The 24,771-nt window shown below is 63.0% G+C and carries 24 protein-coding genes; 16 read left to right on the top strand and 8 right to left on the bottom strand.

From position 1 onward, the window contains the following. Positions 1 to 41 precede the first annotated feature (41 nt). The 8 genes from AC07NR_RS08660 (at position 42) to AC07NR_RS08625 (ending at position 7,173) form a co-directional block, all read left to right on the top strand. Positions 42 to 794, top strand: coding sequence for a GntR family transcriptional regulator (locus AC07NR_RS08660; protein ID WP_119429335.1), 753 nt, complete (start codon positions 42 to 44; stop codon positions 792 to 794). Continuing rightward, entirely contained in the window at positions 791 to 2,521 is a 1,731-nt protein-coding gene (locus AC07NR_RS08655) for a fumarate reductase/succinate dehydrogenase flavoprotein subunit (protein WP_423203618.1), read from the top strand. Before AC07NR_RS08660 ends, AC07NR_RS08655 begins: the two co-directional genes overlap by 4 nt. A gap of 25 nt (positions 2,522 to 2,546) precedes the next feature. Beyond that, positions 2,547 to 2,792 carry a 4Fe-4S dicluster domain-containing protein gene (locus tag AC07NR_RS08650; RefSeq protein WP_007959413.1) on the top strand — a complete coding sequence of 82 codons (246 nt, stop codon included), beginning with the start codon at positions 2,547 to 2,549 and terminating at the stop codon, positions 2,790 to 2,792. Between the two features lie 110 nt (positions 2,793 to 2,902). Continuing rightward, positions 2,903 to 4,306: an ABC transporter substrate-binding protein gene (locus AC07NR_RS08645; RefSeq protein ID WP_495078346.1), complete on the top strand. Its 1,404-nt coding sequence runs from the start codon at positions 2,903 to 2,905 to the stop codon at positions 4,304 to 4,306. A 2-nt stretch (positions 4,307 to 4,308) separates the two neighbouring features. Next, positions 4,309 to 5,091 carry an ABC transporter permease gene (locus tag AC07NR_RS08640; protein ID WP_495078345.1) on the top strand — a complete coding sequence of 261 codons (783 nt, stop codon included), beginning with the start codon at positions 4,309 to 4,311 and terminating at the stop codon, positions 5,089 to 5,091. Continuing rightward, a complete protein-coding gene (locus AC07NR_RS08635; protein WP_495078344.1) occupies positions 5,091 to 5,939 on the top strand; it encodes an ABC transporter ATP-binding protein in 849 nt (282 codons plus the stop codon). Before AC07NR_RS08640 ends, AC07NR_RS08635 begins: the two co-directional genes overlap by 1 nt. After that, positions 5,936 to 6,898, top strand: coding sequence for a HEAT repeat domain-containing protein (locus tag AC07NR_RS08630; RefSeq protein ID WP_495078343.1), 963 nt, complete (start codon positions 5,936 to 5,938; stop codon positions 6,896 to 6,898). The genes AC07NR_RS08635 and AC07NR_RS08630 overlap by 4 nt, the downstream gene beginning before the upstream one ends. Next, the gene (locus AC07NR_RS08625) at positions 6,895 to 7,173 is read left to right on the top strand and encodes a DUF971 domain-containing protein (protein WP_114883524.1); all 279 of its coding nucleotides are present in this window, start codon (positions 6,895 to 6,897) and stop codon (positions 7,171 to 7,173) included. The genes AC07NR_RS08630 and AC07NR_RS08625 overlap by 4 nt, the downstream gene beginning before the upstream one ends. A 22-nt stretch (positions 7,174 to 7,195) precedes the next feature. Here the strand turns inward: AC07NR_RS08625 and AC07NR_RS08620 are convergent, their stop codons facing one another. After that, positions 7,196 to 7,933, bottom strand: a complete 738-nt coding sequence (locus tag AC07NR_RS08620) for a TorF family putative porin (RefSeq protein ID WP_423203613.1) — start codon at positions 7,931 to 7,933, stop codon at positions 7,196 to 7,198. Between the two features lie 104 nt (positions 7,934 to 8,037). Next, on the bottom strand, positions 8,038 to 9,792 hold the full coding sequence (locus AC07NR_RS08615; RefSeq protein ID WP_423203612.1) for an amidohydrolase: 1,755 nt from the start codon (positions 9,790 to 9,792) through the stop codon (positions 8,038 to 8,040). Between the two features lie 103 nt (positions 9,793 to 9,895). Between AC07NR_RS08615 and AC07NR_RS08610 the strand changes: the two genes are divergently transcribed. The 8 genes from AC07NR_RS08610 (at position 9,896) to AC07NR_RS08575 (ending at position 18,524) form a co-directional block, all read left to right on the top strand. Next, positions 9,896 to 10,813, top strand: a complete 918-nt coding sequence (locus AC07NR_RS08610; protein ID WP_423203611.1) for a LysR family transcriptional regulator — start codon at positions 9,896 to 9,898, stop codon at positions 10,811 to 10,813. A 92-nt stretch (positions 10,814 to 10,905) separates the two neighbouring features. Further along, a complete protein-coding gene (gene lexA, locus AC07NR_RS08605; protein WP_305832734.1) occupies positions 10,906 to 11,523 on the top strand; it encodes a transcriptional repressor LexA in 618 nt (205 codons plus the stop codon). Continuing rightward, positions 11,523 to 12,140 (top strand): translesion DNA synthesis-associated protein ImuA, encoded by a 618-nt coding sequence (imuA, locus tag AC07NR_RS08600; protein WP_305832735.1) that lies wholly within the window; start codon positions 11,523 to 11,525, stop codon positions 12,138 to 12,140. Before lexA ends, imuA begins: the two co-directional genes overlap by 1 nt. Positions 12,141 to 12,147: 7 nt before the next feature. Next, positions 12,148 to 13,563, top strand: coding sequence for a Y-family DNA polymerase (locus AC07NR_RS08595; RefSeq protein WP_495078342.1), 1,416 nt, complete (start codon positions 12,148 to 12,150; stop codon positions 13,561 to 13,563). Beyond that, positions 13,539 to 16,637 carry an error-prone DNA polymerase gene (locus AC07NR_RS08590; protein WP_495078341.1) on the top strand — a complete coding sequence of 1,033 codons (3,099 nt, stop codon included), beginning with the start codon at positions 13,539 to 13,541 and terminating at the stop codon, positions 16,635 to 16,637. The genes AC07NR_RS08595 and AC07NR_RS08590 overlap by 25 nt, the downstream gene beginning before the upstream one ends. Before the next feature lie 152 nt (positions 16,638 to 16,789). Continuing rightward, complete coding sequence (locus AC07NR_RS08585; protein ID WP_167748751.1) at positions 16,790 to 17,476, top strand: CsgG/HfaB family protein; 687 nt, start codon at positions 16,790 to 16,792, stop codon at positions 17,474 to 17,476. Between the two features lie 29 nt (positions 17,477 to 17,505). After that, positions 17,506 to 17,868 (top strand): DUF4810 domain-containing protein, encoded by a 363-nt coding sequence (locus AC07NR_RS08580; protein WP_085710128.1) that lies wholly within the window; start codon positions 17,506 to 17,508, stop codon positions 17,866 to 17,868. After that, complete coding sequence (locus tag AC07NR_RS08575) at positions 17,865 to 18,524, top strand: DUF799 domain-containing protein (protein ID WP_085710127.1); 660 nt, start codon at positions 17,865 to 17,867, stop codon at positions 18,522 to 18,524. The genes AC07NR_RS08580 and AC07NR_RS08575 overlap by 4 nt, the downstream gene beginning before the upstream one ends. A 39-nt stretch (positions 18,525 to 18,563) precedes the next feature. Here the strand turns inward: AC07NR_RS08575 and AC07NR_RS08570 are convergent, their stop codons facing one another. The 6 genes from AC07NR_RS08570 to AC07NR_RS08545 form a co-directional block, all read right to left on the bottom strand. After that, complete coding sequence (locus tag AC07NR_RS08570; RefSeq protein ID WP_114883506.1) at positions 18,564 to 19,223, bottom strand: flavin reductase family protein; 660 nt, start codon at positions 19,221 to 19,223, stop codon at positions 18,564 to 18,566. 11 nt (positions 19,224 to 19,234) lie between these two features. Further along, positions 19,235 to 20,722: an amidohydrolase family protein gene (locus AC07NR_RS08565; protein ID WP_495078340.1), complete on the bottom strand. Its 1,488-nt coding sequence runs from the start codon at positions 20,720 to 20,722 to the stop codon at positions 19,235 to 19,237. Next, positions 20,719 to 21,915: an amidohydrolase family protein gene (locus tag AC07NR_RS08560; RefSeq protein WP_495078339.1), complete on the bottom strand. Its 1,197-nt coding sequence runs from the start codon at positions 21,913 to 21,915 to the stop codon at positions 20,719 to 20,721. Before AC07NR_RS08560 ends, AC07NR_RS08565 begins: the two co-directional genes overlap by 4 nt. 85 nt (positions 21,916 to 22,000) lie before the next feature. Beyond that, complete coding sequence (locus AC07NR_RS08555; protein WP_119429319.1) at positions 22,001 to 23,053, bottom strand: extracellular solute-binding protein; 1,053 nt, start codon at positions 23,051 to 23,053, stop codon at positions 22,001 to 22,003. Positions 23,054 to 23,068: 15 nt separating this feature from the next. Continuing rightward, positions 23,069 to 23,857, bottom strand: coding sequence for an ABC transporter permease (locus tag AC07NR_RS08550; protein ID WP_085695903.1), 789 nt, complete (start codon positions 23,855 to 23,857; stop codon positions 23,069 to 23,071). Further along, complete coding sequence (locus AC07NR_RS08545; protein WP_085710121.1) at positions 23,854 to 24,771, bottom strand: ABC transporter permease; 918 nt, start codon at positions 24,769 to 24,771, stop codon at positions 23,854 to 23,856. Before AC07NR_RS08545 ends, AC07NR_RS08550 begins: the two co-directional genes overlap by 4 nt.

The following is a 24,771-nucleotide window of genomic DNA, read 5'->3' as shown; positions in this document are numbered from 1 at the left end:
CTAAGATCACGTCATAACTCGTTATAACAAGTGATCCCGTGATGACCGATAACGTTCTCTCCCTGGGCAGTGTTCCTCTACACACCCAACTGCGCGACGTGCTGCGCGCCCGGATTCTCGACGGCGAATACCCGCAGGACAGCCAGATGCCGTCCGAAAGCGAGCTCGGCACGCTGTTCAAGGTCAGCCGCATCACCGTGCGCCAGGCGCTGGGCGATCTGCAAAAAGAAGGGCTGATCTTCAAGATCCACGGCAAAGGCACCTTCGTTGCCAAGCCCAAGACCTTTCAAAACGTCAGCACCCTGCAAGGCCTCGCCGAGTCCATGACCGGCCGTGGCTACGAGGTGATCAACCGCCTGCGCAGCTTCAAATTCATCGCCGCCGACAAACTGGTCGCCGAGCGTTTGCAGGTCGCCGAAGGCGAAATCGTCGCGCAGATCAAACGCGTACGGCTGATCAACCGCGAGCCGATCTCGCTGGAAATCACCTACCTGCCCAAAGCCGTCGGCGAACGGCTGGAGAAGGCTGATCTGGTGACCCGCGACATCTTCCTGATCCTCGAAAACGACTGCGGCATCGCCCTCGGCCACGCCGATCTGGCCATCGACGCGGTGCTGGCCGACAGCGACCTGACCCAGGCGCTGAACGTCGAGGCCGGCTCGCCGATCATGCGCATCGAGCGTCTGACCCACGACGCCAATGGCCAGCCGCTGGATTTCGAACACCTTTACTACCGTGGCGATGCGTTCCAGTACCGCCTGCGGATCGACCGGCAAAAAGGGGAGCAGGCATGAGTCGAACGACACTCGAACAGGAATACGACATCGTCGTGATCGGCGGCGGCACCGCCGGCCCGATGGCGGCGATCAAGGCTAAGGAACGGAACAAGGATCTGCGCGTGCTGCTGGTCGACAAGGCCAACGTCAAGCGCAGTGGCGCGATCAGCATGGGTATGGATGGCCTGAACAACGCGATCATTCCCGGCCATTCGACACCGGAGCAGTACACCAAGGAAATCACCATCGCCAACGACGGCATCGTCAATCAGGCGGCGGTGTACGCCTATGCGACGCACAGTTTCGAAACCATCGAGCAGCTCGACCGCTGGGGCGTGAAGTTCGAGAAGGACGAAACCGGCGATTACGCGGTGAAGAAAGTCCACCACATGGGCGCCTATGTGCTGCCGATGCCGGAAGGGCACGACATCAAGAAAGTCCTGTATCGCCAGTTGAAACGCGCACGGGTCAGCATCACCAATCGCCTGGTCTGCACCCGTTTGCTGACCGACGAGGAGGGTGCCGTCAACGGTGTGATGGGGTTTGACTGCCGCACCGCCGACTTCCACGTGATCAAGGCCAAAGCCGTAATCCTCGCCTGCGGCGCTGCCGGGCGCCTCGGTCTGCCGTCCTCGGGTTACCTGATGGGCACCTACGAAAACCCGACCAACGCCGGCGACGGCTATGCGATGGCATATCACGCCGGGGCGGAACTGGCGAACCTCGAGTGCTTCCAGATCAACCCGCTGATCAAGGATTACAACGGCCCGGCCTGCGCCTACGTCACCGGCCCTTTGGGTGGCTACACCGCCAACAACAAGGGTGAACGCTTCATCGAGTGCGACTACTGGAGCGGGCAGATGATGTGGGAATTCCACCAGGAACTGGAAAGCGGCAATGGCCCGGTGTTCCTCAAACTCGATCATCTGGCCGAGGAAACCATCCAGAACATCGAGGAAATCCTGCACAGCAACGAGCGCCCGAGCCGTGGCCAGTTCCACGCCAATCGCGGCACCGATTACCGCACGCAGATGGTCGAGATGCACATCTCGGAAATCGGTTTTTGCAGCGGCCACTCGGCATCCGGCGTGTGGGTCAACGAGCGCGCCGAGACGTCGGTGAAAGGTTTGTATTCGGCCGGTGATATGGCCGCCGTACCGCACAACTACATGCTCGGCGCGTTCACCTACGGTTGGTTTGCGGGTCACAACGCGGCGGAGTTTGTCGCCGGGCGCGAGTTCTCCGCGCTGGATGCCGAGCAGATCGAAAAGGAAAAGGCCCGGGTCTACGCACCGCTGGACCGCGAACACGGGCTGCCGCCGGCGCAGGTCGAGTACAAGCTGCGGCGCTTCGTCAACGACTACCTGCAACCGCCGAAAGTGACGAAGAAGATGGAAATCGGCCTGCAACGTTTTAGCGACATCGAACGCGATCTCAACGAGATGAAGGCCAACAACGCCCACGAACTGATGCGCGCGATGGAAACCAGCGTGATCCGCGACTGTGCCGAAATGGCTGCGCGCGCTTCGCTGTTCCGCGCCGAAAGCCGCTGGGGTTTGTACCACTACCGCGTCGATCACCCGCAACGGGACGACCGCGAATGGTTCTGCCACTGCCACCTGAAGAAGGGCGAAGACGGGCGCATGACCAGTTTCAAGAAAGCCGTCGAGCCTTACATCATCCCCCTCGATGCCGAGGAAATGCAGGCCTACGACCGCCTTCGGGTCGGCGCTTTTGCCGCTTGAGCCATCACTAGAGAGAGTCCGGACCATGGCCTATCAAGCCCAGGAAATCTTCTTCCGCTCCAATGCCCCCGTCACCGTGGACGAGGACAAATGCATCGCCGAAAAAGGCTGCACCGTGTGTGTCGACGTCTGCCCGATGGACCTGCTGGCGATCAACCCGGCCACGCAAAAGGCCTACATGGCGTTCGATGAATGCTGGTACTGCATGCCGTGCGAAAAGGACTGCCCGACCGGTGCGGTGAAAGTCGAAATCCCGTACCTGCTCCGCTAAAACGCTATCCGGCAACACCGGACGCCTGATTCAAGACACCCCTCGTTTCCCACCGCGCCCTGATCGCGGCGGAGACGAACATCCAATAAATGATTCGAGGGGATTCAACCATGTTGCGTGCAGCAATCGCCGGTCTGGTACTGGCTTCGTTCACCCTGTCGGCCTCGGCCGAAACCATCCGCATTGCCATCGGCACCCAGGACACCACCATCAACTGCGCCGCCGGCGGTTTGTTGATCCGCGAGCTGGGCCTGCTCGACAAATACCTGCCCCACGACGGCGCCTACAAGGACGCCAAATACGACGTGCAGTGGAAGAACTTCACCAGCGGCGCACCGCTGACCAACGAGATGGTCGCCGGCAAACTCGACTTCGGCGCCATGGCCGATTTCCCCGGCGCGTTCAATGGCGTGGCGTTTGAAACCGCCGGCAAGCACAGCCTGTTCATCAGCGTGCTGTCGGGCAGCATCAAGGGCAGCGGCAACGGCATTGTGGTGCCGAGCGCGTCCGGCGTGCAGTCGCTGAGCGAGCTCAAGGGCAAGACCATTTCCGTGCCGTTCGCCTCCACCGCCCACGGCATGTTGCTGCGCGCCGTGGCCGAGCAGGGCTGGGATCCGCTCAAGGACGTGAACATCATCGCTCAGCCGCCGGAGGTCGCAGGATCCGCGTTGCAGGCCGGAAAGATCGACGCCCACGCCGACTTCGTGCCGTTCGCCGAGCTGTTCCCGAGCCGCGGCTTCGCCCGCAAGATCTACGACGGCGCCCAGGCCAATGCGCCGACCTTCCACGGTGCGCTGGTCGATCAGGCCTACGCGAAAAAGTACCCGGAAATCGTCGTCGCCTACCTGCGCGCAAGCATCGAGGCCAATCAACTGCTGGCCGCCGAACCGGAGAAGTACAGCGAACTGATCGCCAAAGTCACCGGCGTCGATGCCGAGGTCAATTACCTGTTCCACGGCCCGCTCGGCGTGCAGACTCGCGACCTGAGCTGGAAACCGGAATATCGCCAGGCCGTGGGCACTGCCATCGACACGCTGAAGCTGCTGAAGAAGGCCGATCGCGGGCTCGACCTGAATACCTTTATCGACGATCAGTACATTCGCGCGGCGTTCAAGGCCTCGAATCTGGATTACACCGCGCAACTGGCCAATTACTCGCAGACGCCGTTGAAGTCTGTCGATGCGGTGACCGGGAAAGCCATTTCTGATTTCAGCCATGTCGCGGAAATCTGGGTGCGGGGGGAGGACAAGGTTCGGCGTTATGCCTCGGCTGAAGAGGCGTTTACCGCACTGGCGGGCCTGAAGTCGGAAGGCAAGAACATCCGGGCGGTGTATGCGCAGGCGAGTGACAGCGGGATCAAGTTGCTGGCGGAGCAGGCGTGGTTTGCCAGTGATGCGAAGGGGCGGTTGAGTGCGTTCCTGCTCAAAGGGCAGGCGCAGCAGTTTGCTTCGGCGCAGGGAGGCAAGGTGTTTGATTTCACCGATGCCACCGCGCAGGCCGTGGTCAGTCGCTAATCATGAAAATCTCAAAAGGACGCTGGATATCAAGAGCCGCCTCACTGCTGCTCTGCCTGCTCTTCTGGCAACTCGCCTCCAGCCACCACTGGAACCTCGGCCTCGTCACCTTCGCCAACGTGCCAACCCCGCTGGCCGTGATCGAAGCCGCATTGGGCCTCGGCGACTCTGGCAAGCTTATCCAGCACCTGAGCGCCAGCCTCGGCCGGGTCTTCGCCGGTTACCTCGCCGCACTGGTGATCGGCATCGCCCTTGGCCTGGCCATCGGCCGCTCGAAATGGGCCGAAGACCTGCTGCTGCCACCGCTGGAAGTGCTGCGCCCGATCCCCGCCGTGGCGTGGATTCCTCTGGCGATCCTGATGTTCCCGTCATCCGAACTGTCGATGGTGTTCATCACCTTCACCGGCGCACTGTTCCCGATCCTGCTCAACACCGTGCATGGCGTCGAAGGTGTCGATCCACGGTTGATCGCCTCGGCGAAAAGCCTCGGGGCAGGGCGCCGGGCGATCCTGCTGGAAGTGATCCTGCCGGGCGCTGCGCCGAGCATCATCACCGGGCTCGCCATCGGCATGGGCACGTCGTGGTTCTGTCTGGTGACCGCCGAAATGATCTCCGGCCAGTTCGGCATCGGTTATTACACCTGGGAGTCCTACACCATCCAGAACTACGCCGACATCGTGGTCGGCATGTTGCTGATCGGCGTGTTGGGCATGGGCAGCAGCCTGCTGATCAAACGCCTGGGCGGGCTGTTCACGCCCTGGCACCGACCACGAGGAAAAGCCTGATGAGCGTGATGCAAACCCCGGAAGGGCGGATCGACATCCGCCAGTTATCCATCGTCCTCGGCGAAGGCCGGCAGGCGTTCGAAGCGGTGCAGGGGCTGGATTGCCAGATCGAACCGGGCCAGTTCGTGTGCATTCTCGGCCCGTCCGGTTGCGGCAAGTCGACCTTGCTCGGCGCATTGGCCGGGCATCTGCAACCCCATGGCGGGCAGTTGAAAGTCGACGGCACTGAAGTGTCCGGCCCGTCGCCACAGCGCGGCATGGTGTTCCAGCATCACACGTTGTTCCCGTGGCGTACGGTGCGCGACAACGTTGCTTTCGGCCTGAAGATGCGCGGCATCGGCAAGACCGAGCGCCATCGCGCCGCCGATGACATCCTCAATCTGGTCGGCCTCGAAGGCTTCGCCGAGCGCTGGCCGGATCAACTTTCCGGCGGCATGCAGCAACGGGTGGAAATCGCCCGGGTGCTGGTCAATCGCCCACGGCTATTGCTGATGGACGAACCCTTCGGCGCACTGGATGCGCTGACCCGCCTGAACATGCAGGAACTGCTGCTGGACATCTGGACGCGGATTCGCACCACCGTGGTGTTCGTCACTCATGACATCGACGAGGCGCTGTTCCTAGCCGACCGTTTGCTGGTGATGAGCGCACGGCCGGGGCGAATCATCGAAGACCTGCGCCTGGATTTCCCCCGTCCACGCACCACCGGACTGGTCACCAGCCACGAGTTCTCGCGCCTCAAGCGCCACTGCCTAGACCTGCTGCGCCACGACAACGACCGACCGCTGCCGCGCCTCAACCCGCTCGGTTTGCCTCCTGAAAACGCCTTGCCGAGATTTGCCCTGTGACCTCATTTTTTGCTGTGACCGATAACGACGACATTCTCGCCCTGCAACCGCGCCTGACGGCTGATGACGCGGGAGTACGCCGGATTGCCTTGATTGACCTGGCTGACCTCGAAGAACCGGACGGCTTGCTCTGGCTGGTCGAGCGACTGGCTGAAGACCCAGCCGAAGAGGTGCGTGCCGAAGCGGCGCGTTTGCTGGAAGCCTGGGAAGACGAACCGGTGGTCGAAGCGCTGTGCCAGGCGCTGACGGATCCGTCGCCAGCGGTGCAAGCCGCTGCGGCGCAGAGCCTGAGCCTGCTCAAGACCGAAGCGGCGGGGAGGGTGATTCTGCCGTGGACTGCTCATGTCGAAACCAGCGTGCGGATTGCCGCGTTCCGGGCCTTGCGCGAGTTGCGTTTCCCCGGCGCTGCGCCGGCCGCGATTCAGGCGCTGAACGATGCCGACGCCAGTGTCCGTCGTGAAGCCGTGGGCGTGCTCGGTTGGCTCAAACAACTCGACGCACTGCCAGCCTTGGCCCGATTGGCAAGCGCCGATCCTGACACCGAAGTACGTCGCGCAGCCACCGGCGCCCTGGGCCTGGCGAGTGGCGCAGATGTGCTGCCGGCCTTGCGTCAGGCCTTGCAGGACAACGCCTGGCAAGTGCGCGAAGAGGCCGCAACCACCCTCGGCAAAGTCGGCCATACCGATGCAGGCCCGGCACTGATCGAAGCCTTGGGCGACGACTACTGGCAGGTTCGCCTGCGCGCCACCCGCAGCCTCGGTCGTTTGCGTTACGTGCCGGCCCTCGACGCCCTGATCGACACCCTCGGCCATCGCATCAGCAACCTGCGCAAGGAAGCGGCGCTGGCGCTGGGCGAGTTGAATGATCGCGGCGCCGTGGCGGCGTTGCAGGCCGCGCAGGATGACGGCGACCCGGAAGTGCGCAAAGCCGTGCGGATTGCCTTGAGTCAGCTGCAATGAATCCGCTGGCGATCGGCAATTCCCAAAGTGAACACCGCTTGCGGCTGAGCTGGCCGGACGGCCGCGAGCAGTTGCTCGACCATGCCGAACTGCGCCGCCAGTGTCCGTGCTCGCAATGCCGGGCGTTTCGCCTGCGGGGTTCGGCTCCGCTGGTGGATGATCGAGTGCGCGTGATCGAACTCAACCAGCAGGGTTACGGATTGCAACTGGTGTTCAGCGACGGCCATCAACGCGGGATCTATCCGTGGCAGTACCTGGCGCAACTCACACCTTAGGTTCACCGCAATCAACCTGGGCTCAGAAGGATTTGCTGACGCTGGCCACGACCGTCGCCGTGCACACATCCTTGAAGCCCCAGTTGCTCAGGCATTGGCTCTGCGAAAGGTCGGTGTCGATGTAGCTCAGGCCCAGCACCACATCGGCCAGGTTGTGGGTCAGTTTGACTTCCCACTCCCGGTAGGACTCTTCGCCATGCCCGGACGCCGAGTACAGATGCGGGTCCTTGAAGTCCATGTTGCCGTAGCGCAGCTTCAGCCCGGAATCGAACGGCAATTCGGTTTCATAGCCGATGTAGCTGTAGAGCGAGCTCTGTTTGCTGTCGATGCCCGGGGCGTCACTAGAGTAGTAAGCCGCAAGCTTCACCCCGTAGACGCCGAGAATCCCGTAGACCTCGGTCTGATTGAACTGGCTTTCTTTGGGGTAGGCGTATCGGATGGTGCCCAGGTCCAGGCTCACATCCTCGGTGGCCTGCCACAGCCAGCCGGCGTAGTAATCCACCTCCTGACGGGTTTTCAGGCCACCGCCGAAATCGACGTTCGAACTCCACGCACCGAGGTACAGACCGCTGCTGTGGGCCAGGGTCAAACCGGCCTGTACCGCCGGATCGTTCTGGGTCTGGGAGATGCCGCGGGTGCGGTAGTCGCTGGCCAGGGTCAGATCCACCAGTACCGCGAAATCATCGTTCAGAGGGATCGCGTGGCTGCTCAAAGGCAACAGACTCAAGGAAGTGAGGGCGAGCAGAGGCATGGCTTTCATGTGAAGTCCCGATGTTGTGATTGTTATGGGCAGGAAGCAGGCAAGGCTGCGCCGGACCCCGGCGGCTGGCGTGGGGGCGGGCAGGGGGGGGACGGCGATTGTTATTAGAGGGTAGGGGCGTACACCTGACGACCACCGAACCAGGTCTGCAGCACCTTCGTGTCATGCAGCGCCTTGTCATCGACGCTGAACACGTCGCGGTCGAGCACGATGAAATCGGCCTGCTTGCCGGGGCTCAGCGAGCCGATCTGTTGCTCCAGGCCGATGGTACGCGCCGCGTTGACGGTGTAGGCGTAGAACATGGTTTCGCGGTCCAGGCGTTCGTCGGCGTTGAGCACGCCCAGCGGCCCGGTGCGGGTGATGGCCTGGGCGATGGCGTTGAACGGGTTCGGCGAAGACACCGGCCAGTCGCTGGCGCCGGCAATCGTCGCGCCTTGCTTGAGCAGCGAGTGCGCCGGGTATTGATAGCGAAAGGCGAGGGCGCTGACGTACGGCTTGATCATGTCGGTGGTGTAGTCGTCGGCGCTGGCCCACAGCAGTTGCATCGAGGCAATCACGTTCAGCGGTTTGAACCGGGCGAATTCCTTCGGATTGACCATTTGCAGGTGGGTGATCGAGTGCGTCACGCCGCTCTGTCGGTCCTTGCGTGCCTGGGCAATGCCGTTCAGTGACTCGCGCACCGCGCGGTCGCCGATGGCGTGGATATGCACCAGCCAGCCGCGCTGGTCGATGGCGCTGACCAGTTCGCCGAAGTGCTGCGGATCGATCAGCAGTTCGCCCTGTTTGTGCGAGTTGCTGTAGGGATCGATCATCGCCGCGCTCTGGGCCGGGTATTCGATCACGCCGTCGGCGAAGATCTTGATTCCCGGCAAAGTCAGGTTGGGAATGCCCTGGAACTGCTGGCGTACCTTGTCGAGGGTGTCGAGATCGGCCGGGACGCTTTTCGGGTTGGCCACCAGCAGCGCGGCAACGTGGGCGGTCATGCCGCCGCTGTCCGACAGGGCCTTGTAGGCCGGCAGCACGCCTACGGTTTTCTCGGTGGGCTTGAGGGCGAACACCGGCTCGCCCGGCGCGGCGTTGGCGGCCGGGTCCATCCACGCGGTGATGCCGAGGCTGTTGTTGAAGCGCACCGCCGATTGCGCAGCCTTGAGCAGGTCGGCAGGGCTCGGCACCGGCATTTTCGAGGCGACCCGATCCCAACCGGCATCGACCACAAAGCCGTTCGGCTCACCGCTGGCCAGTTTGCCGATGGTGTCTTTTTCCGCGTCCGGCAGGGTTTTCAGCAGCGCGGCGTCGATGCCCGCACGCTTGAGCATCACGTTGTTGGCCCACGCTGTGTGGTGATCGCTGCCGGTGAACACCACCGGCACGTCGGCCCATTCGCCATGGTTGAAGATCTTGCCCAGCGCTTCAGCCTTGGCCCAGTACGCCGAACTCATGCCGGCCACGCTCAGCACATCGCCATGCCGGGCCTTGCCGTCGTCACGCCAGCCGCGCAGGCGTTTTTCCAGTTCGTCGAGTTCGACCACCTCGTCTTCCATGTTCGCCGAGACCATTTCCAGTCCGCCGAAAATCGCGTGGGAATGGCTGTCGATCAAGCCGGGCATCATGGCCTTGCCTTGAAGGTCGATCACTTGGGTGCCGGGTTCGATCAAGGTCTTGATCTGCGCATCGGTGCCGATTTTCAGCACCTTGCCGTTCTCCACGGCCAGCGCCTGAACCTGCGGTTGAGCGCGGTCGGCGGTGAAAATCTTGCCGTTGAGCAGCACCAGATCGGTGGCGGCCATGGCTTCCATCGAGGCAAAACTCACAGCGGCGATCAACAGGTTTTTGCTGAAATGCGGGATGAATCTTTTCATTGAACATTTCCTTGTTATTGCGTCTGATGGCCAGATTAGTGGCTGCCAACGCCCGACAGAACGCCTCCCTCACGAAAAACGTTTTTGCCTGAATGGAAAAAGCATGGACAAGCTGGGTGCACTGAAAATGTTTGTGGTCACCGCGCAGCTCGGCAGTTTCAGCCGCGCTGCCGAGCAACTGGGCAAGACCCCGTCGGCCCTGACCAAAGCGGTCAATCATCTGGAGTCCGAACTTGGCGCGCGGCTGTTCGAGCGCAGCACGCGGCGGATTCTGCTGACGGAAATCGGCCGGCTCTATCTGGAAACCGCACGTCAGGTGTTGCAACGGCTGGATGAGGCCGGCGAAGAAATCGAACAGTTGCAACACGGCCTGCGCGGCAGCCTGAAAATCACCGCGCCGCTGGCTTACGGGCGGGCGTTTCTCGATCAGGTGTGTGACGGCTTTTTGCAGCAATACCCGCAGATCAGCCTGCAAGTGGATTTGTGCGACGAGTTCGTCAATCTGTTGGAAAGCGGCTACGACCTGGCGCTGCGCGAGGGCCATGACGATTTGCCGGGGCTGATTGCCCGGGTGGTCGGCAGCAATCGCCTGGCGCTGTGCGGCAGCCCCGAATACCTGGCGCGCAAGGGCTTGCCGGTGACGCCGCAAACCCTCGATCAGCATGAATGGCTGCTGTACCGACATCCGTTGCTTAGCCGCGAATTCTGGTGGGCCGAGCGCGACGGCCAGCGCCTGAGCCTGGCGCAACCGGCGGCGCCGCTGTTGCGCAGCGACAATTACGACCTGTTGCTGGCCAGCGCTTTGGCCGGGCGCGGCTTGCTGCACACGCCGCTGTGGAGCGCCGCGCCGTACATCGCCGACGGGCGACTGGTGCGGGTCATGGCTGATTACGAGATCGATCCAGACAGCTTCGGCCCGCACATTCTGGCGGTGTACCCGAGTCATCGGCGGGCGACGGCCAAGGTTGTGGCGTTTATCGACTACATCGCAGGGTTTCTCGCCGAACGCGGTTTGAACTGACAGCTGCATTCCCACGCAGAGCGTGGGAACGATCAGTCACAGGATTTGAGCTGACTGGCGGTGCTTGTCAGGAAATTCCCACAAGAGTACAAATGTACTCCATGACGACTCTGACTCCCCGCCGTACCGCCATCCTGACCTTTATCCGCGAACGCATCGCCGAACACGGTCAGCCCCCAAGCCTCGCTGAAATCAGCGAGGCTTTTGGTTTTGCCTCCCGCAGCGTGGCGCGCAAGCATGTGCTGGCGCTCACCGAAGCCGGGTTCATCGAGGTCAATCCGCATCAGGCCCGGGGCATTCGCCTGCTCGGGCAGCCGGCGCGACCGGAACTGCTTGAAGTGCCGGTGCTCGGCCGGGTGGCTGCCGGTGCGCCCATCGGCGCCGATGCCGACATCCACAATCGGTTGATGCTCGATCCGGCGCTGTTCTCCCGCACGCCCGACTACATGCTGCGGGTGCAGGGCGACTCGATGATCGAGGACGGGATTCTCGACGGCGATCTGGTCGGCGTACGCCGCAACCCCGAGGCACTCAACGGCCAGATCGTGGTGGCGCGGCTCGACGGCGAAGTCACCATCAAACGCTTCGAGCGGGTCGGCGATGAGGTTCGCCTGTTGCCGCGTAACCCGGCGTACCAGCCGATTGTGGTGCGTGACGATCAGGACCTGGCCATCGAAGGCGTGTTCTGCGGTCTGGTGAGGCAAGGCTGATGGGTGCCGTCGTTGCGCTGGATACGCTGTTCAATGGCGGCCAGATCTGGAAGGGCCGGCCTGCGCCACCCACCGTCAGCCCGCAACCCACCGGGCATGCGGCGCTGGACGCAGCCTTGCCCAGTGGTGGCTGGCCGGAAGCGGCGCTGAGCGAAATCCTCCTGGCCGGGCCCGGTGTCGGCGAACTGCAACTGGTGTGGCCGACCCTGGCGCGGCTGTCGGCGGCGGGCGAGCGCATCGTGCTGGTGGCGCCGCCGTTCGTGCCATACCCGCAGGCCTGGGCCAATGCCGGGGTCGATCTGCGGCAGTTGTCGGTAATCCAGGCCAGTGAGCGTGATGCCTTGTGGGCGGCGGAGCAATGCCTGCGCTCGGGCAGTTGCGGCGCGGTGCTGTGCTGGCCGCACAAGGCCGATGACCGCGCCTTGCGCCGTTTGCAGGTGGCGGCGGAAACCGGCCAGACCCTGGCGTTCGCGTGGCGGCCATTGAGCGAAGCGGTCAACCCGTCGCCAGCCGCGTTGCGGATTGCCATCGATGCGCGCCCGGCGCAATTGCGCGTACTCAAATGCCGGGGCGGACTGGCGCGTACCGCACCGATTGCCTTCGCTGTGGGGCATTGAGGTCGCCATGCGCTGGGTTTGCATTCTGTTCCCGCAATTGGCCCTCGACGCCGTGCTGCGTCAGCGCCCCGATCCCGAGCAACCCTTGGCGCTGCTCAGCGGCCCGGCTCAGCGCCGGGTGCTGCAAGCGGTCAACCCGGCGGCGCGGGCACTGGGCTTGCGTCCGGGGCAGTCGATGACCGCGGCGCAGGCCATGAGTAAAGGGTTTGTCACCGTCGATTACGATGCGGCCGAGGTCGAGCATTGGCAGCAATTTCTTGCCGCCTGGGCCTATCGCTTCAGCGCCCAGGTCAGCGTGCATTATCCGCGCACCGTGGTGTTCGAGATCGAGTCGAGCCTCGGGCTGTTCGGTTCCTGGGCGCAGTTCGAGGCGCGCTTACGCACGGAGCTGACGGAGCTGGGCTTTCGTCACCGCATCGTCGCCGCGCCCAACCCGGTGGCGGCGCGTGTATTGGCCAACGCCTATGACGGCCTGGTGGTGCCGGATGGTGAAGCCCTGCGCCATCACCTCGGGCAATTGCCGGTCGACCGCATCGGGCTTGAACCGGGTGTAGCCACGGCGCTGTCGCGCATGGGCCTGCGCCACCTCCATCAGGTACAAAGCTTGCCGCGTCAGGCTCTGGCCCGGCGTTTCGAGGCGCCGATGCTCAAGCATCTGGACACGCTGTTCGGCGCACGGCCGCTGGCGCTGGCGTTCTACCTGCCGCCGGATCGTTTCGACGTGCGCATCGAACTCAATTTCGACGTGCAGTCCCATCAGGCGCTGCTGTTTCCGTTGCGTCGTTTGACGGGGGATCTGTCAGCGTTTCTGTGCGGACGGGACAGCGGCGTGCAGCGTTTCGATCTGCATCTGGAGCATGCAGGGTTGCCGGACACATTGATCAAGGTCGGCCTGCTCAGCGCCGAGCGCGACCCGGCGATGCTCTTCGAACTGGCCCGTGGCCGGCTGGAGCAGGTTCAGGTCGAAGCCCCGGTGCGCGGTTTTCGTCTGCGCGCCGAGGATCTGCCGAGTTTCGTGCCGCAGTTTCAGGAACTGTTCGACGACCGCCCGCAGCAGACGTTGCCCTGGGAGCAACTGCGCGAACGCTTGCGCGCACGGCTGGGGGATGAGGCGGTGCAGGGGCTGCGCTTCCAGGCCGATCATCGACCGGAGTGCGCGTGGCAGAACGCCGATGACAAGCAGCCTTGTGCTGCGTTGCCGGGCGTGCAGCGTCCGGGCTGGTTGTTGGGCGAGCCGCAGTCCGTGCCCGAAGGTTCGGCGCGCATCCTCATGGGCCCGGAACGGATCGAGTCCGGCTGGTGGGACGGTGACGACGTGCGCCGCGATTATTACCTGATCCAGAACCGCGCCGGCCAGCAAGGCTGGGCGTACCGGGCTGTGGGTGAGGGCGGCCCGTTGTGGCTGCAGGGCTGGTTCGCGTGAATCAGGGTTATGCCGAGCTGCATTGCCTGTCGAACTTCAGTTTTCAGCGCGGTGCGTCCAGTGCGCTGGAGTTGTTCCAACGGGCGAAAAAACACGGCTATCAGGCGCTGGCGATCACCGATGAATGTACCCTCGCCGGAATTGTCCGTGCCTGGCAGGCGGCCAAGTCCGTGGAGCTGCCGCTGATCATCGGCAGCGAGATGCGCATCGAGAACGGCCCGAAACTGGTGTTGCTGGTGGAGAACATCGAGGGTTATCAGGCCCTGTGCGGCTTGATCACCCAGGCTCGACGGCGCACCCAGAAAGGTCAGTATCAAATACTGCGCGAAGATTTCAGTGAACCGTTGCCGGGGTTGCTGGTGCTGTGGGTGCCGGATGCGGTCGATGACGTGGAAGAGGGGCGTTGGCTGAAACAGACCTTCGGTGAACGGCTGTGGCTGGCGGTGCAATTGCATCGAGGGCAGAACGATCAGCAACGGCTGGCCGCACTGCTGAGTCTGGCGGATGAAGTACAGATCCCAGCGGTGGCCAGCGGCGATGTGCACATGCACGCTCGTGGCCGGCGGGCCTTGCAGGACACCATGACCGCGATCCGTCACCACGTCCCGGTGGCCGAAGCCGGGTTGCGCCTGCACCCTAACGGTGAACGACATTTGCGCAGCCTCGATGTGTTGCGCGAGTTGTATCCGCAGAACCTGCTCGACGAATCTGTGAGGCTGGCCCGCCGCTGCACGTTCGACCTCGGTCAGTTGCGCTATCAATACCCCAAAGAACTGGTGCCCGAGGAACACGACGCCAGTTCCTGGCTGCGTCATTTGACCGAAGAAGGCATCGCCTGGCGCTGGCCGAAAGGCGCACAGCCCAAGGTGCTCAAGCAAATCGACGATGAGCTGGAGCTGATAGCCGAACTCGGCTACGAAAGCTACTTCCTCACCGTGCACGACGTGGTGCGCTACGCCCGGGAGCAGAAAATCCTCTGTCAGGGTCGCGGTTCGGCGGCCAACTCGGCGGTGTGTTTTGCCTTGGGCATCACCGAGATCGACCCGGATCGCACCACGTTGCTGTTCGAGCGTTTCATGTCGAGAGAACGCAACGAGCCGCCGGACATCGACGTGGATTTCGAGCACGAGCGCCGCGAAGAAGTCCTGCAATACGTGTTCCGTCGTTATGGCCGCCGTCGTGCGGCGCTGACGGCGGTGGTCAGCACCTATCACGCTGCCGGCGCGGTCCGTGATGTGGCCAAGGCGCTGGGGTTGCCGCCGGACCAGATCAATGCGCTGGCCGACTGCTGCGGCCACTGGAGCGATGAGACGCCACCCGTGGAACGCCTGCGTGAAAACGGCTTCGACCCGGACAGCCCGATCCTGCACCGGGTGCTGAGCCTGACCGGACAACTGATCGGCTTCCCCCGGCACCTGTCGCAGCACCCCGGCGGTTTCGTGATTTCCGAGCAGCCGCTGGACACCCTGGTGCCGGTGGAAAACGCCGCCATGGCCGACCGCACGATCATCCAGTGGGACAAGGACGACCTCGATGCGGTCGGGCTGCTCAAGGTGGATATCCTTGCTCTCGGCATGCTCAGCGCGATTCGTCGTTGTTTCGACCTGCTGCGTCGTCATCGCAACCAGGATCTGAGCCTGGCCACCATCCCGGCTGACGATCGCCCGACCTACGACATGATCAGTCGCGCAGACACCATCGGCGTGTTCCAGATCGAGTCCCGGGCGCAGATGTCGATGCTGCCGCGCCTGCGCCCACAGAACTTCTACGACCTGGTGATCGAGGTGGCCATCGTCCGGCCGGGGCCGATCCAGGGCGGGATGGTGCATCCGTACCTGCGCCGCCGGAACAAGGAAGAAAAGGAAACCTATCCGTCCCCGGAACTGGAAGTGGTGCTCAAGCGCACCCTCGGCGTGCCGCTGTTTCAGGAGCAGGTGATGCAGATCGCCATCGTCGCCGCCGACTATAGCCCTGGCGAGGCCGACCAGTTGCGGCGTTCCATGGCCGCATGGAAACGCCACGGCGGGCTGGAACCTCACAAGGAGCGGTTGGCCGCCGGCATGAAGAAAAACGGCTACAGCCCGGAATTCGCCGCGCAGATCTTCGAGCAGATCAAGGGCTTCGGCAGTTACGGTTTTCCCGAGTCCCATGCCGCCAGTTTTGCCTTGCTGACCTATGCCAGTTGCTGGCTCAAGTGCCACGAACCGGCGGCGTTCGCCTGTGCGCTGATCAACAGCTGGCCGATGGGTTTCTACAGCCCGGATCAGATTCTTCAGGACGCGCGCCGGCATCATTTGCAGATCCGCCCGGTGGACGTGCGCGCCAGCGACTGGGATTGCAGCCTGGAGCCGATCACCGGCGAGCAACCGGCGATTCGCATGGGCTTGCGCATGATCAAGGGTTTTCGCGAGGACGATGCGCGGAACATTGAAAAGGCTCGGGCGAGGGGTGCGTTTGCCGATGTCGCCGATCTGGGTGACCGGGCCGGGCTCGACAGTCGGGCCCAGGCGTTGCTGGCGGATGCCGGTGCGTTACGCGACCTGGCCGGTCACCGTCATCGGGCACGCTGGGAGGTGGCCGGGGTGCAGAAGCAGCTCGGGCTGTTTGCCGGGTTGCCGAGTCAGGAGGAGCCCGATGTGCGGCTGCCCACACCGAGTGTCAGCGAAGACCTGTTCACCGACTACGCCACCCTCGGCACCACGCTGGGGCCGCACCCGCTGACGTTGTTGCGCGACGAGTTGCGGGCGCGGCGCTGTCGCAGTTCCCGGGAGTTGCTGGAGGTCGAGCACGGCCGGCCGGTCAGCGTGGCGGGGCTGGTGACCGGCCGCCAGCGCCCGGCCACCGCCAGTGGCGTGACCTTCGTGACCCTGGAAGACGAGTTCGGCAACGTCAACGTGGTGGTCTGGCGCGATCTGGCCGAGCGTCAGCGTCAGGTGCTGGTCGGCTCGCAACTGCTCAAGGTCGATGGTCGCTGGGAGCGCGAAGGCGAGGTGCGGCACTTGATTGCCGGACGCTTGAGCGATCTCAGCCCGTTGCTCAAAGGGATTCGGGTGCAAAGCCGCGATTTCCACTGATGTCTGCTGGGTGATCAGAAAGCCAATTCACTGACGTCAAAAAAACCTGTCCTCACTGATGGCACTTTGGCATAATGCCGGCCCTTTCCCGATCCCCCACGATTTTTGCCGTGCCGGGACACATCATTTTTCAGAAGGAATGCACAGTGAGAATGATCTCCCGGATGTTGGTCTCGGGCGTTGCGATTGCCGTCCTCGGCACTCTGGCCGGCTCGCTTTCCGGCTGCGCCACCGAAAGCTCCCGCGCACTGCCGGTGGCCAAGGTGGAAAGCGCCACCCAAGCCTGGACCGGTGTCCGTATCCCGATGGCCGTGGGCAAATTCGACAACCGTTCGAGCTACATGCGCGGGATCTTCTCCGACGGCGTCGACCGTCTCGGCGGCCAGGCCAAGACCATCCTGATCACTCATTTGCAGCAGACCAACCGTTTCTCCGTGCTCGACCGCGACAACATGGGCGAAATCCAGCAGGAAGCGGCGATCAAGGGCCAGGCCCAGCGTCTGAAAGGCGCCGATTACGTGGTCACCGGTGACGTCACCGAGTTCGGCCGCAAAGAGACCGGCGATCATCAGCTGTTCGGCATTCTCGGCCGTGGCAAGACTCAGGTCGCCTACGCCAAGGTCAACCTGAACATCGTCAACATCAGCACTTCCGAAGTGGTCTATTCGACCCAGGGCGCCGGCGAATACGCCTTGTCCAACCGCGAAATCATCGGCTTCGGCGGCACCGCTGCCTACGACTCCACCCTCAACGGCAAAGTCCTCGATCTGGCCATGCGCGAGGCGATCAATCGCCTGGTCGATGGCATGAACGCCGGCGCCTGGAAACCGGGCAACTGATAGACGCCCATCGCAAGGAGCAACACACCATGAATCTGTCCCTGTCTCGGTCGCTGATGGCCCTGACCGCCAGCGCCTTGCTGGCCGGTTGCAGCAGCCCGCAAACCCTGTACCAGTGGGAAGGCTACCAGCCACAAGTCTACGAATACTTCAAAAGCGAAACGCCGAAAGAGGCCCAGGCCGAAGCGCTGGAAGCCGATCTGCAAAAAATCCGCGCCAGCGGCAAGCCCGTACCGCCGGGTTACCACGCACACCTCGGTCTGCTGTACCTGAGCATGGGCAAGGACGATCAGATGGTGCAGCAATTGCGCACCGAGAAGACCCTGTTCCCCGAGTCCGGCACCTACATGGACTTCTTGCTCAAGAACGCCAAGACCGGAGACGCCAAATGATCTCCCGTGCCTTGAAACTGCTGGCCGCCGGGCTGGCGCTGACCGTTCTCGGTGGCTGCGTCGCACCGAAAACCGTGGACTATTCGGCGTACAAGCAAGCGCGTCCGAAGTCCATTCTGGTATTGCCGCCGCTGAACACCTCGCCGGACGTCAAGGCGTCCTACAGCCTGTTGTCGCAAGTGACGTTCCCGCTGGCCGAGGCCGGTTACTACGTGCTGCCGATTACCCTGGTCGACGAGACGTTCCGCCAGAACGGCCTGACCACGCCGGATGACATTCATCAGGCGCCGGTCAACAAACTGCACGAAATCTTCGGTGCCGACGCGGCGCTGTACATCACCGTCAGCGAATACGGCACGCGCTACATGGTGATCAGCAGCGAAACCGCAGTGACCGCCAGCGCCAAACTGGTGGACCTGAAAACCGGTGCCACCCTGTGGACCGGTGCGGCCCGGGCGTCGAGCGAAGAGGGTGGCAACAACAGTGGCGGCGGCCTGATTGGCGCGCTGATCACCGCTGCGGTGAAACAGATCGTCAACAGTTCCACCGATGCCGGCTACCCGATTGCCGGTGTGGCCAGCAATCGACTGCTGTCGGCCGGACATCCGGCAGGCCTGCTGTACGGGCCGCGGTCGCCGAAGTACGGCACTGACTGATCGACCTGTCACGGCGGCCCACCTCGGTGGGCCGTTTTTTTATTTGCCAGGCCAGAACCGCTCGCCACCCCCCGGTGCTTCCGTCCACGCTTGCAACGAGCGGGTCGGCAGATCGAAGTAATCCCGGGTCCGTGCATAACCATGGCCGCCCATGCGCCCGATCGCATCCAGCCCCAGTTGATCGATGTACAGGGTTTTCGGGTCGATCAACTCGTCGCGCACATGCGCCATCAACACCTCGCCAAAAATGATCTCCCGCGACTGACCGATGTTCAGCGCCATCATCCGCCGACACTCCAGCGCCACCGGTGCTTCGCCGATACGCGGGCATTTGACCGAGGTGCCGGGGATCGCCGTCAGGCCCGCAGCGGTCAACTCATCGAATCCCGGTGCGAATGGCACCGCGCAAACGTTCATGGCTTCCACCAGTGCATCGTTGACGATGTTGACGGTGAATTCCTGGTTCATCTGGATATTGCGCGTGGTGTCCTTGGGGCTCTGGTCGCCGTAGTTCTCCACGCCGAGCGCAAGAATGGGCGGGTCCGCCGACAGCGCGTTGAAGAAGCTGAACGGCGCCGCGTTGACCCGGCCTTCGCCGTCGATGGTGGTGACCAGTGCAATCGGGCGTGGCACCACGCTGCCGATCAGAATCTTGTATTTTTCCCGTGGGCTCAGTTGGCTGAAATCGAAGCTGTGCATGGCAGATATCTCTAAAGAAGTGGATCGATGGCGCTCAACGGCGCTTCGGCGCTGTAGTCATCGGCGAACGGAATGGCTGGCCGGAACAGGGTTTTCCAGTCCGGTCGGCCAAAAGCCCGGTCGCTGTGGCTGCGCATCAGTTTTTCGTATTGGCGTTGGGCCTGGCGTTGCAGGGCCGGGTAGTCGACACCGTTGACCTGACCGTCGTGCATCACGCAGCGACCGTCGATGTAACTGGCGATGCAGTCGTCGCCGCGCCCGGCCAGCAGCAGGTTTTTCAGTGGGTCGAACAACGGGCCCAGATGCAGGCCACGCAGGCTGAATACGGTGATGTCGGCTTTGGCGCCGGGTGCCAGGCGACCGAGGTCGTCACGGCCCAGAGCCTTGGCGCCGCCGAGTGTTGCAGCGTTGTACAAGTCGAGGCCGCTGGTCAGCGCCGGGCCGCCCTCCATCAACCGCGCGATGTTCAAACCGTGGCGCATGTTGGCCAGCAAGTCCGCCGGCCAGGTGTCGGTGCCGAGGGCGAAGTTGATACCTTTGGCGCGATAGCGGCCGAACGAGTTCAGTGCCTCGCCGTCGCGGGCGAACACCAGCGGGCAGTGCACCAGACTGGCGCCGCCATCAATGACCCGCTGCAGATCGTCATCGCCTGAGGTGTAGATGCCGTGGGGCAACAGGCTGCGCGGTGTAAGCAAATCCAGTCGCTGCAACCAGCCCAACGGCGAGGTGCCACGCAATTGCTCGACCATCGCCACTTCACCGGGCGCCTGACAGCAATGCAGACGCATCGGTGCATTCAGTTCGCGGCTCAAGGCGGATGTACGTTGCAGCAGCGCCGGGGTGCAGGTCTGGATGCGATCCGGCAGCAGTGCACCGCGAATCAGCCCCGCGTGTGCGCCATCGAAATCCTTGAAGAATCGTTCGGCCGCGTCGAGCCCGGCCAGGCCCCGAGCCTCATCCCAGTGATGGGCGAGGGTGCCGTCGGCGCGCCAGTAACTCATGCCGCTCATGTAGCAGGGGCCGAGATAGGTGCGCAGCCCCAGTTCACCCGCCACGTCGGCGACGGCCGCAAATTCGTCGTAGGTCTCCGCCCATTCGCGGTAGTACATCGAAGTGATCGGCATCGCCGTGGTGATGCCGTTGCGGATCAACTGGGTGAAGGCGTAGCGGTATTTGAAAATCTCTTCCTCGGGGTTGAACGACTCACGCGGGCCGGCCGCCAGATACTCTGCCGACCACATCCGGCCCATGGCGCGTTCATCGCCGTTGTCCAGGGTCAGTACCGTGGAATCGAGATCGCCGAGGGCGTCGAGATCGATGAAGCCGGGGCCGATCAGTGCGTTGCCGTAGTCGATCCACTCATCTACGGGCCCTTGATAACCGCGCCCGACAAACTCGATGCGCGAGCCGACAAACACCACTTCGCCGTCACGCCACAGCACATGTTGCGTGCCGTCGAAACCGACCACGCAACCGGCCTTCAGGCCGATCCGTTTCACAGACGGCTGCCCAGCAAGCGACCGCCGCTGGCGATCAGTTCGCCGCCGCGATAGACCTGACGTACAGGTCGCGCGACCACGGCTTCACCGAGGGTCTCGACGGGCATCAGCAGAAAGTCCGCAGGCTTGCCAATGTCGAAGCCGTAACCCTCGATCCCCAATGCGCGGGCACCATTGACCGTCGCCGCGTCGAACGCCGCCGCCAATTCATCGTCCTTGCCGAGGTCGAAACGGAACGCCAGCAACATCGCCCGTTCCAGCATGTCGCCGTTGCCCATCGGCGACCACGCATCGCGGATGCCGTCGGAGCCCAGGCACACGTTGACCCCGGTCTCGCGCAACGCCAAAAACGGTGGCACTGCGCAGTCGGCCGGCGCCGAACTCATCAGCGAAATGCCCAGTGCAGCAAGGCGTTCGGCGACGGGTCTGACCTGGCTCCACGGCAGCATGCCGAGGCAATAGGCGTGGCTGATCATCACCCGGTTCTGCAGGTTGAAACGCTCGGTGTAATCGGCGATCCGGGCGATCTGCCACAGGCCCAGTTCACCTTTGTCGTGCAGGTGAATGTCGACGCCGCGCTGGAATTCACTGGCCAGTTTGAATACGAAATCCAGTTGCGCGATGGGGTCGTTGTCGATGCCGCAAGGGTCGAGCCCACCGACGTTTTCCACGCCCAGGGCCATGGCTTCGCGCATCAGCTCGGCGGTGCCGGGACGGCTGATCAGGCCGGTTTGTGGGAACACCACCAGTTGCAGGTCGATCAGGTCGTTGTAGCGTTCGCGCAGTTGTTGCATGGCTTCGACATGACGCAGGCCGAATTCCGGGTCGATATCGACGTGGCAACGCATGGTCAGCGAACCCCGGGCGATGCAGTTTTCCAGCAGCGCACCGGCGCGTTCGGCAATCGGCGCTTTCACTTCGCGCAACACGCGGCGCTCGTTGCTGATGTAGTCCTTGAGCGTCGGGCCGGCGCTGTTCGGGCGCCAGGGCTGGCCGTACAAGGTCTTGTCGAGGTGGACGTGGCTTTCCACCAGCGGGGCGGTGAGCAGCTGATTCTGGCCGTCGATGTCGGTGGCGGCCAATGGCGTGTTCGAGGCCGGGCGGCGTTGGGTGAATTTGCCGTTTTCGATCAGCAGGTCTTCGGCGGAAGCGCCGTAGGGGCGGATGTTTCTGAGCCAGCGGGGGTGGGACATTTCATACCTCTGTTTCTATGTTGTCTGGGCGGGCCTCATCGCTGGCAAGCCAGCGATGGCCGCGACGCGGTCTTGAGTCAGGCGATCAACCCTTGAGCTTCGACCAAATCCGATCCTGCAGCTCCCGCGCCTTGTTGCTGCATTCTTTCTCCGGACGCAGCCGCGAAGCGTATTCCTCGGGCATGTTGATGGCGTCCATGACCTTCCATTTCGCATCCAGCAACTGATCGCTCTGTATCCCGTTGGCATAGGCAATCGCGTTGGACACGGCAGCGGCGTTCTCCGGTTTCATCATCCAGTCGATGAAAATCTTCGCGTTACCCGGATGCGGTGCGCTTTTCGGTACGGCGAAGTTGTCCTGGAACATCGCCACGCCTTCTTTTGGGTAAACGTACTTGATGGTGTTCTTCTGCAAGGTGGCGCGGGCCGTCGAGCCGTTCCAGTTCTGCATCATGATCACTTCGCCGGAGGCCATGCGGTCGACGGTGTTGTCGGAGCTGTACATCTTCAAAAACGGTTTCTGCTTTTGCAGCAGCTCGAGGATGCGCTTGGCGTCCTGCGGGTTTTCCGTGCATTCGTCGACGTTCAGGTAATGGCTGGCGGCGTTGATCACGCTGCTGGAGGTGTCGAGGGCGGCGAGCTGGCCTTGCAGTTCCTTGCGCGGCTCGAAGAACTCTTTCCACGAGTCGTCGAGCTTGCCACCCGGCACCCGGGCGCTGTCATAGGAGAACCCGGTGGTGCCCCACAGGTACGGCGCCGAATATTTGCGCCCCGGATCGAAGCTCGGATCGCGGAACGGGCCTTTGACGTACTGGAAATTGCTCAGGGTCGGGGTGTCGATTTCCAGCAGCAGGTCCTGCTTGATCAGCGTCTGCATGATCGACTGCGACGGCACGATCACGTCATACGCCGCGCCACCGGCCTGCAGCTTGGCGAGCAGGGTTTCGTTGCTGTCGTAGCCGTCCATGGTGACCTTGATTCCGGTCTCCTTTTCGAACTTGGCCAGCAGGTCCACCGGGTAGTAGTCGGTCCAGTTGTAGAAGAACAATTCCTTGGGCTCGGCGGCGTGGGCGCCGAACGCGGTGAAACAACTCAGGGCCAGACCGGATACTGCCAGACGCATGTTTTTGACTTTCATGAGCGCGCTCCAGGTTTATTGTTGTTTGCCGCGTTGGCCGAGCCAGAAGGCCAGCACCACGAGAACGATGGAAATCACCAGCATCAGGGTCGAGATCGCGTTGATCTCCGGTGTCACACCGGCCTTGATCGCCGAGAAGATGTACACCGGCAACGTGGTCGAACCGGGGCCGGCGACGAAGAAGGTCATGATGAAATCGTCGAGGCTGACCACGAACGCCAGTACCGAACCGGACAGCACCGCCGGCCACAGCAGCGGCAAGGTCACGCGGCGAAACACCTGCCACGGGTTGGCGTACAGGTCGTTGGCGGCCTCCAGCAGGCTCTTGTCCAGATCGTTGAGCCGTGCGCGGATCGGCAGGTAGGCGAACGGAATGCAGAAGCCGATGTGCGCGACGATCACCGTCATCAGCCCGAGCTTGATCCCCAGCGCCATGAACAGCAGCAGGGTGGCCACGGCGGTGACGATCTCCGGCAGGATCAGCGGCAGGTTGATTCCGCCCTCGACCATTTTCTGCCCGTAGAACGGCCGGTAAGTCGCCAGCGCCGCCAGCAGCGCAATCGCCGTGGCGCAAACGGTGGCGATGGTCGCGACGATGATCGAATTCAGCGCCGCCGTCTGGATCGACGGGTTGGCCAGGATCCGCCCGTACCAGGCGAACGAGAACTCGGTCCACACCGTCGCCGAGCGGTTGGCGTTGAAGCTGTAGACGATCAACACCAGGATCGGCACGTACAGATAGGCGAGGATCAGCAGGCTGATTTCCCGGGTTGCCGGGAGTTTTTTCAGGTGCAGAGAGATCATGCTTTCGCTCCCCGGTTCAGGGTTTTCGCCGCGCTGCGGCTGTAGAGGGCGTAGAGCACCAGCGACAACAGCAGAATCCCCAGCAGCAGGAACGACAGTGAACTGCCCAGCGGCCAGTTGCGTGCGGTGCCGAATTGTTGCTGGATCAGGTTGCCGATCATCAGGGTCTTGCCGCCGCCGAGAATCGCCGGGGTGATGAAGGCGCCGAGGCTCGGCACGAACACCAGCAACGCACCGGCAATCACCCCGGGCATCGACAGCGGCAGGATGATCCGGCGCAGCGCGTGCCAGCGGTTGGCGCCCAGGTCATAGGCGGCCTCTACCAGGCGCCAGTCGAGTTTTTCCAGGGTTGAGTAGATCGGCAGGATCATGAACGGCAGGAAGCTGTAGACCAGGCCGACGCTGACCGCGAAGTCGTTGTAGAGCAGGGTGATGCCGCCGGCGCTCGGGAACAGCGCGTTGAGGCTCTGGGCGACCCAGCCCTGTTCGCGCAGGATGATCAGCCACGCGTAGTTGCGGATCAGCAGGTTGGTCCAGAACGGAATGGTGATGAGCAGCACCATCAGATTGCGTCGGCGCGGGGTCAGGCTCGACATCCACAACGCCACCGGAAAGCCGAACAGGAAGCACAACAGCGTGGTGCCACCGGCCTGGAACACCGAGCGCAACAACGCCTGGGCGTAGACCCAGTTCAGCTCCAGTTCGCCGTCGAAGCCTTCCTGGAAAAACAGCTGCACGTAACTCTGCAGTTGCCATTGGGCCTGCCAGTCCACACCGCCGTAGGTGTTGCGCGGCAGCAGGCTGATGTAGCCCATGATCCCCAGCGGAATGGCGATCAGGGCAAGCAGGGTCAACACCACCGGGCTGAGCAACAGAGCACGGTTGAGGGAGGGGGAAGTGCTGCTGACGCTCAT

It is taken from the genome of Pseudomonas sp. GW821-FHT09C09 (assembly GCF_059418105.1).
This window is presented reverse-complemented; position numbering and strand designations above follow the sequence as displayed.

Bases quoted from the DNA above. Each gene is read 5' to 3' on its own strand.
- AC07NR_RS08560 (WP_495078339.1), bottom strand. From the start codon at position 21,915: ATGTCCCACCCCCGCTGGCTCAGAAACATCCGCCCCTACGGCGCTTCC.
- AC07NR_RS08595 (WP_495078342.1), top strand. From the start codon at position 12,148: ATGCGCTGGGTTTGCATTCTGTTCCCGCAATTGGCCCTCGACGCCGTG.
- AC07NR_RS08625 (WP_114883524.1), top strand. From the start codon at position 6,895: ATGAATCCGCTGGCGATCGGCAATTCCCAAAGTGAACACCGCTTGCGG.
- AC07NR_RS08580 (WP_085710128.1), top strand. From the start codon at position 17,506: ATGAATCTGTCCCTGTCTCGGTCGCTGATGGCCCTGACCGCCAGCGCC.
- imuA (WP_305832735.1), top strand. From the start codon at position 11,523: ATGGGTGCCGTCGTTGCGCTGGATACGCTGTTCAATGGCGGCCAGATC.
- AC07NR_RS08555 (WP_119429319.1), bottom strand. From the start codon at position 23,053: ATGAAAGTCAAAAACATGCGTCTGGCAGTATCCGGTCTGGCCCTGAGT.
- AC07NR_RS08550 (WP_085695903.1), bottom strand. From the start codon at position 23,857: ATGATCTCTCTGCACCTGAAAAAACTCCCGGCAACCCGGGAAATCAGC.
- AC07NR_RS08615 (WP_423203612.1), bottom strand. From the start codon at position 9,792: ATGAAAAGATTCATCCCGCATTTCAGCAAAAACCTGTTGATCGCCGCT.
- AC07NR_RS08650 (WP_007959413.1), top strand. From the start codon at position 2,547: ATGGCCTATCAAGCCCAGGAAATCTTCTTCCGCTCCAATGCCCCCGTC.
- AC07NR_RS08640 (WP_495078345.1), top strand. From the start codon at position 4,309: ATGAAAATCTCAAAAGGACGCTGGATATCAAGAGCCGCCTCACTGCTG.
- AC07NR_RS08655 (WP_423203618.1), top strand. From the start codon at position 791: ATGAGTCGAACGACACTCGAACAGGAATACGACATCGTCGTGATCGGC.
- AC07NR_RS08645 (WP_495078346.1), top strand. From the start codon at position 2,903: ATGTTGCGTGCAGCAATCGCCGGTCTGGTACTGGCTTCGTTCACCCTG.
- AC07NR_RS08545 (WP_085710121.1), bottom strand. From the start codon at position 24,771: ATGAGCGTCAGCAGCACTTCCCCCTCCCTCAACCGTGCTCTGTTGCTC.
- AC07NR_RS08620 (WP_423203613.1), bottom strand. From the start codon at position 7,933: ATGAAAGCCATGCCTCTGCTCGCCCTCACTTCCTTGAGTCTGTTGCCT.
- AC07NR_RS08585 (WP_167748751.1), top strand. From the start codon at position 16,790: ATGATCTCCCGGATGTTGGTCTCGGGCGTTGCGATTGCCGTCCTCGGC.
- AC07NR_RS08570 (WP_114883506.1), bottom strand. From the start codon at position 19,223: ATGCACAGCTTCGATTTCAGCCAACTGAGCCCACGGGAAAAATACAAG.
- AC07NR_RS08575 (WP_085710127.1), top strand. From the start codon at position 17,865: ATGATCTCCCGTGCCTTGAAACTGCTGGCCGCCGGGCTGGCGCTGACC.
- AC07NR_RS08610 (WP_423203611.1), top strand. From the start codon at position 9,896: ATGGACAAGCTGGGTGCACTGAAAATGTTTGTGGTCACCGCGCAGCTC.
- AC07NR_RS08635 (WP_495078344.1), top strand. From the start codon at position 5,091: ATGAGCGTGATGCAAACCCCGGAAGGGCGGATCGACATCCGCCAGTTA.
- AC07NR_RS08660 (WP_119429335.1), top strand. From the start codon at position 42: ATGACCGATAACGTTCTCTCCCTGGGCAGTGTTCCTCTACACACCCAA.
- lexA (WP_305832734.1), top strand. From the start codon at position 10,906: ATGTACTCCATGACGACTCTGACTCCCCGCCGTACCGCCATCCTGACC.